Below are 5891 nucleotides of genomic sequence, written 5' to 3'. Positions count from 1 at the left end.
GGTGTGCATCGGCCGCGGCCACCTCGGGCGTGAGCTGCTGCAGCGGCCCCAGGTCGTCTAGGATCCAGAAGCCGCGGCCATACGTCGCGACCACCAGGTCGTTGAAGTGCTCCTGGACCACGATCCAGTAGACCGGCGCGTGCGGCAGGTTCCGCTGCAGCGGCTGCCAGCTCTCGCCGTCGTTGAACGAGACGTAGAGCCCGCTCTCCGTGCCCAGGTACAGCAGCCCCCGCCGCACCGGGTCCTCCCGCACGCAATGCGCGTAGCTGAGCGGGCTCTTCGGAATCCCGTTCGTGATCAGCTTCCAGGTGCGCCCGTAGTCGATCGTCTTGTAGACGAACGGGTCGCGGTTGTTCATCTGGTGGAAGTCCACCGTCAGGTACGCCGTGCCCGCGTCGTGGCGCGAGGCCTCGATGTTGCTCACCGTGCCCCAGGGCGGCAGGTTAGGCAGGTTCCGCGTCAGGTTGGTCCAGCTCTTCCCGCCGTCACGCGTCAGGTGCACCAGCCCATCGTTCGTGCCCGCCCAGATCAGCCCCGGCTCGAGCGGCGATTCGGCAATGGCGAAGATCACGCCGGCGTACTCCACGCCAATATTGTCCAGCGTGAGCCCGCCCGAGATGCCCATCCGACTCCTGTCATTCAGCGTCAGGTCAGGACTGATCACCTGCCAGCTCCGTCCGCCGTCCGTGGTCACGTGAACGTGCTGGCTCCCCACATACAGCTTGTTCCGGTCATGGGGCGAAATCGTGAGCGGGAAGGTCCAGACGAAGCGGTACTTCACGTCCGCCGCCGGCCAGCCCACGGTGCTGGCCGGCCAGACCTCGACGTTGTGGGCCTGGCGCGTGCGCTCGTCGTAGCGCACCACGATCCCACCCACACTGCCCGAGCCCGAGGCGCTGGACCAGACAATATTCGGGTCCACCGGGTCGGGCGTCGCCCAGCCGCTCTCGCCGCCCGCCACCGAGTGCCAGTCGCCGCGCGGGATCACGCCGGCCAAGCCGCCGAACCCGCCCAGCTTGCTGTTGCTCGGCCCGCGCGTCGACGGGCCGTCCTGACGGTTGCCGTAAACGTAGTACGGGATCTGGTTGTCCACGGTCACGTGGTACATCTGCGCGATGGGGAGCTGGACGCGCTGCCAGCTCCGGCCCCGCGTCACCGAGATCGAGACATTGCCGTCGTTGCCCACGATCATGCGGCTGGCGTTCGTCGGGTCGATCCAGATGTCGTGGTTGTCCCCGCCCGGCGAGCCGCCAAAGGGGATGTCCACGGTGGTGGCGCCCCCGTCCAGGCTCTTGCTGAACGCTGCCGAGAGGAAGTACGCCTCATTCTCGTTGTCCGGCGAGACCGCCATGTGCGTGTAGTAGTGCTGCCGGCCGCCGAGCTGCCGGTCATAGCTCACCACCCGCCACGTCTCGCCGCCATCCTCCGACCGCCACAGCTCCCCGCGGTCCGTCTCCTGGCCGTGCCAGGGCACGCCGTCCCCGGTCTCGATGAGCGCGTAAACGCGGTTCGAGTTGGTGCGGGCAACGTCCAGCGCGATCCGCCCCACCGGCCGCTCGGGCAATCCCTTGCCCTGGAGCCGCTTCCACGTGGCCCCGCCATCACGGGACAGGAAAATGCCGCTTCCCGGGCCGCCGCTCTCCCGGCCCCACGTGTGGATCTCGAGCTGCCACATGCCCGCGAACAGGATGCGCGGATTGTTGGGGTCCATCACCAGGTCCGCCGCGCCCGTGTTCTCGTCTACGAACAGCACCCGCTCCCAGCTCTTGCCGCCGTCCAGCGTGCGGTAAATGCCGCGCTCCTGCTGCGGGCCGTAGGCGTGTCCCAGCGCGGCGACGTAGACGATGTCCGGATTCGTAGGGTGAATGACCACCTTCGAGATCCGACCCGTGTTCTCCAGCCCCATGTGCTGCCACGTCTTGCCCGCATCGGTCGACTTGTAGACACCGTTCCCGATCGAGATGTTGCTGCGGATGCACGCCTCGCCCGTGCCCGCCCACACCACGTTGGGGTCCGTTGCCGCAACCGCCAGCGCGCCAATCGACTGGGCCGGCTGGTCGTCGAACACGGGCGCCCAGTGTACGCCGCCGTCCGTCGTCTTCCAGATGCCGCCCGACGCCGCACCCGCGTAGTAGGTGCTGGCATCGCCCGCCACGCCCGCCACTGCGCTCACCCGATTCCCCACCGGGCCGATGGTGCGGTAGCGGAGCTGGCGGTACATGGCCGTATCCAGCAGTGGCGCCCGCTGCGCCTGGCGCCGCGCCTGCCCGTTAGCGGGTAGCGTGAACGCCGTAGCTTGCGCGGACAGCAGGACGGCCAGAAAAGCGGCCGCAGAACCGACTCGGCTCGTCCAGGTGTACATTCGGCTCCTCCTTCGGGGACGAGGGTGGGAGTGAGGGGCAGTGCTCGTTCAGGCCGTCGCCGGTCCGGGATCACCAGGGGAGAGCGCCGCCAGGCCGCCGTGCCTGCATAACCCCGTCGATTCGGGGACCCTGGTTTTTGGGAGAGGATCGTACGGCCGGCCCGCAAGTGCCCCAGGTTACGCCTGTGATAGCCGGACCGTCAAGACAGTCCAGGCTCCGCGGCCGCATCCGCGCACTTCCCGCAGCCGCCAATGTCCCGGGCGCGGGGCGCGGCAGGGCGCTCGCCGTAGTGGGCGACGCCGCGTTCTCTGCCCCGGCACGCCCGTGGCTTTAGTGGTCGGATCGGCGGCCGAATGCAACCGTACTTGCGAACTCGACCACTTAGCTCCGCGGCCCCGTGCGCCGGCTGGCCGTGGCCGCCTGCTGCACTTCTGCGTCGTCCACCACGCGGTCGCGCACGTTCTGCTTCGTCACCCAGGCCTCGGAGTTCAGCTCGAGGAGGATCGTCGCCAGCGTGTTCGCAGTAATCGTGAAGGGGACGAGATCCTTCTCGCTCCGTGCCGAGCTGGCGTGGGAAGGGCTGCGCGCGCATGGTACCAGGGAACTCACTATACCACGCCGGTGGGCGTGGGGGGTCACGCATGGCCCGGATCTGCCTCGTCGCCTGCACGCGCCGTAAGCTGGACCGGCGGGCGCGCGCGGGAGAGCTCTACACCACACCGTATTTCCGCAAGTGCCGCGACTTCGCCGTCTCGCGGTTCGACCGTTGGTACATCCTCTCGGCCAAGCACGCGCTCCTCGACCCGGAGCGGTGGATCGACCCCTACGACGTGACCCTGGCGGGGAAGCCGCTGCGGGAACGCACGAGGTGGGCGCAGCGTGTCGCGCAAGCTCTGGCGCGTCGGGCGCAGCCGGGGGACCACGTCACTCTATTGGCGCCCGCAGCCTACCGGGAGTTCCTGGTTCCGGCGTTACGCCAGCGCGGCTACCGGGTGGAGCTGCCCCTGGCCGGGTTGCGCTTCGGCGAGCAGCTCCGCTGGCTCGACCAGGCCAACCGGGCTGCGACCGCCTCCTGAGTGGTCGGATTCCACCACTAAGTGGTCGATTTCGTAGGTACGGTCAGGCGGCCGAATGCGGCCGTACTTGCGAATTCGACCACTAAGCCGGCGCGGCTTCCAGAACGGCGGCAGCAAGGGCGGCATCAGGGCGGCAAGGTGGCATCAAGAGGTGGCATCAAGAGTGTGGCATCAAGAGTCTTGTCCCGGACCCCCTGCCGCTTGCATCTTGGAGAACCAACATCCAACTACCGTCGCCTCCGGGCGGCGCCCGCCGTCCGGTGTGCATCCCTTTCCTATCCGGGAGGCTCTCGCCATGAGTCCGAGTCGCCGGTCGTCCTGGTTGGCGGGTCTTGCCGCAGGCATGACCTTCCTCATCGCGCCCGTTCCGCTCCAGTCACAGTCCCAGGCCACCACGGGGGTCATCCGCGGCACGGTTCGCGATCCGGCGGGCGCCGCCGTGCCCGGCGCGGCGGTGGCCGTGCGCAACCGGCAGACCAACTTCGAGCGCCGCGTGACGACCAACGAGCTGGGGATCTTCGTCGCCTCGCTGCTGCCGGTGGGCACTTACGACGTCGCCGCCCAGTCCCGGGAGGCGGTAGGCGAGGCGCGGCGCGAGGGGATCGAGCTGCGTCTGGGCCAGACCGTCGAGCTGGACCTCAGCTTCCGGGCCATCGAGCTGGAGGAGATCGCGGTCGAGGTCCAGCGGCCCGTGGTCGACGTGGCGCGCGTCGAGGCGGCCACGCACTTCCAGCCCGAGGTCGTCTCCGGCCTGCCCAACAATGGCCGCAACTATCTGGCCTACACGGTGCTCACGCCGCACGTGGCCCTTGTGCAGGGTCCCGACGGCGACGAGATCAGCATTGGCGGCCAGCGGGGCATCCACAACAACGTCTCCGTGGACGGCGCCGACTTCAACAATCCCTTCTTTGGCGAGCACCGGGGCGGTCAGCGGCCGCCCTTCACCTTCAATCTGGACGCGGTTCAGGAGATCGCCGTCATCTCGCAGGGCGCGAATGCGGAGTTCGGGCGTTCGGGCGGTGGCTTCATCAACGTGATCACGAAGTCGGGCACCAACGAGTTCCACGGCTCGGCGCATTACTTCGGCAAGTTCGACCAGATCGCGGGCGAGCCGCACTACAAGGACCTCAGCGTCGCCCCCGATTTCCGGCAGCATCAGTTCGGCTTCACGCTGGGCGGGCCGCTCAAGCGGGACCGCGCCTTCTTCTTCCTGGCGTACGACCAGCAGGTCTACGACGAGACCAAGCAGCTCAGCCGGCCGCCCAGCGCGGCGTTCGACTCGCTGCGGACGTTCCTGGGTACCGCGTTCAACGGCGTGTTGAAGGACGACTTCGGCCCTATTGATCGGACCAATGACGCCAACGCGCTGATGGTGAAGCTGGACCTGCGGCTGAATCCCGACCACAACGCATCGCTCAAGTACAACTACACGAACTCGAAGCAGGTCAACGGCACGTTTGATGTCGACACCTGGGGCCGCAGCGCCAACGCGCTCGAGAAGGACTTCTCGCACGCAGTGAACGGGAGCCTGTCCTCGCAGCTTTCCCCCACAGTGGCCAACGAGTTCCGCTTCCAGTACGCGCGCGAGGACCGGCCGCGGCCGTACGAGGGACCGAAGATCCCCGGCAAGGCGCGGCCCTTCCCCGACACCGGCATGGACTTTGTCTTCGGCTTCCGCTTCGGCATGCCCTTCTTCATCCCCATCGAGGCGTTCGACACGCGTATCCAGTTGCTGGATAACATCTCATTGCTCAAGGGAAACCACCTGTTCAAGGCGGGCGTCGAGTGGAACCGCACCGAGATGAAGCAGACCTTCATCGGCTTCGCCAATGGCCGCTTCATCTTCAACAGTGTCACCGGTTTCATCAACTACGTGCAGAAGGGGCCGCAATACGTCCAGTGCAGCAACGGCCCGCCGCGCACGGACGGCCAGTGCCCCGGCGGCCAGATCACCGGCCCGGTACTGCTTTACCTGCAGCAGGCGGGCGTGGGCGGCCGCACCGTGGAGGACGCGGGCACACAGGACATCCCGCAGCATGATCTGGCCGCGTACCTCCAGGACACCTGGAAGCCGCGGGCCAACCTGACCGTGAACTACGGCGTGCGCTGGGAGGCGCAGGTCCAGCCGGAGCCGCGCACGCCGCCGGACCAGGTCTTCTTCGCCCCCTTCATCGGCAAGACAGTAAGCAATGCCAGGGGCACGTTCGAGTTCCCCTCGGACGGCACCATCCCCTCCGACTGGAAGATGTTCCAGCCCCGCCTGGGCATTGCCTGGGACGTGAACGACGACGGCCGGCAGGTCTTCCGCGCGAGCAGCGGGCTGTATTACGCGCGCATCCCGAGCCTCAACACGGCCAGCACGCGCAGCACCAACGGCTCCATTGGTCAGACCCTGTTCCGCAACAGCCCGCTCATCCCCATCCTGGGCCCGCCGCCCAGGTATGACGAGCTG

4 protein-coding genes are annotated in these 5891 nt (G+C 67.6%); 2 read left to right on the top strand and 2 right to left on the bottom strand.

Features of this window, described 5'->3' with window-relative positions; translation table 11 throughout:
* Both HY703_06525 and HY703_06520 read right to left on the bottom strand, forming a co-directional pair.
* Nucleotides 1-2221, bottom strand: a 2221-nt coding sequence (locus HY703_06525; GenBank protein ID MBI4544829.1) for a sialidase, incomplete at its 3' end; no start/stop codon positions are given.
* 523 nt (nucleotides 2222-2744) lie between these two features.
* Nucleotides 2745-2972, bottom strand: a complete 228-nt coding sequence (locus HY703_06520; protein MBI4544828.1) for a hypothetical protein — start codon at nucleotides 2970-2972, stop codon at nucleotides 2745-2747.
* Between the two features lie 32 nt (nucleotides 2973-3004).
* Between HY703_06520 and HY703_06515 the strand changes: the two genes are divergently transcribed.
* Both HY703_06515 and HY703_06510 read left to right on the top strand, forming a co-directional pair.
* Entirely contained in the window at nucleotides 3005-3439 is a 435-nt protein-coding gene (locus tag HY703_06515) for a hypothetical protein (protein ID MBI4544827.1), read from the top strand.
* A gap of 295 nt (nucleotides 3440-3734) precedes the next feature.
* The coding region (locus HY703_06510; protein MBI4544826.1) for a TonB-dependent receptor at nucleotides 3735-5891 on the top strand (2157 nt) is incomplete at its 3' end.

The organism is Gemmatimonadota bacterium (genome assembly GCA_016209965.1).
GTDB lineage: Bacteria > Gemmatimonadota > Gemmatimonadetes > Longimicrobiales > RSA9 > JACQVE01.
The sequence above is the reverse complement of the archived record's forward strand: the minus strand, read 5'-3'. Positions and strand labels throughout refer to the sequence as shown.

What these genes read in the sequence shown, in the direction of transcription:
- HY703_06515 (MBI4544827.1), top strand. Translation starts at nt 3,005, where the DNA reads ATGGCCCGGATCTGCCTCGTCGCCTGCACGCGCCGTAAGCTGGACCGG.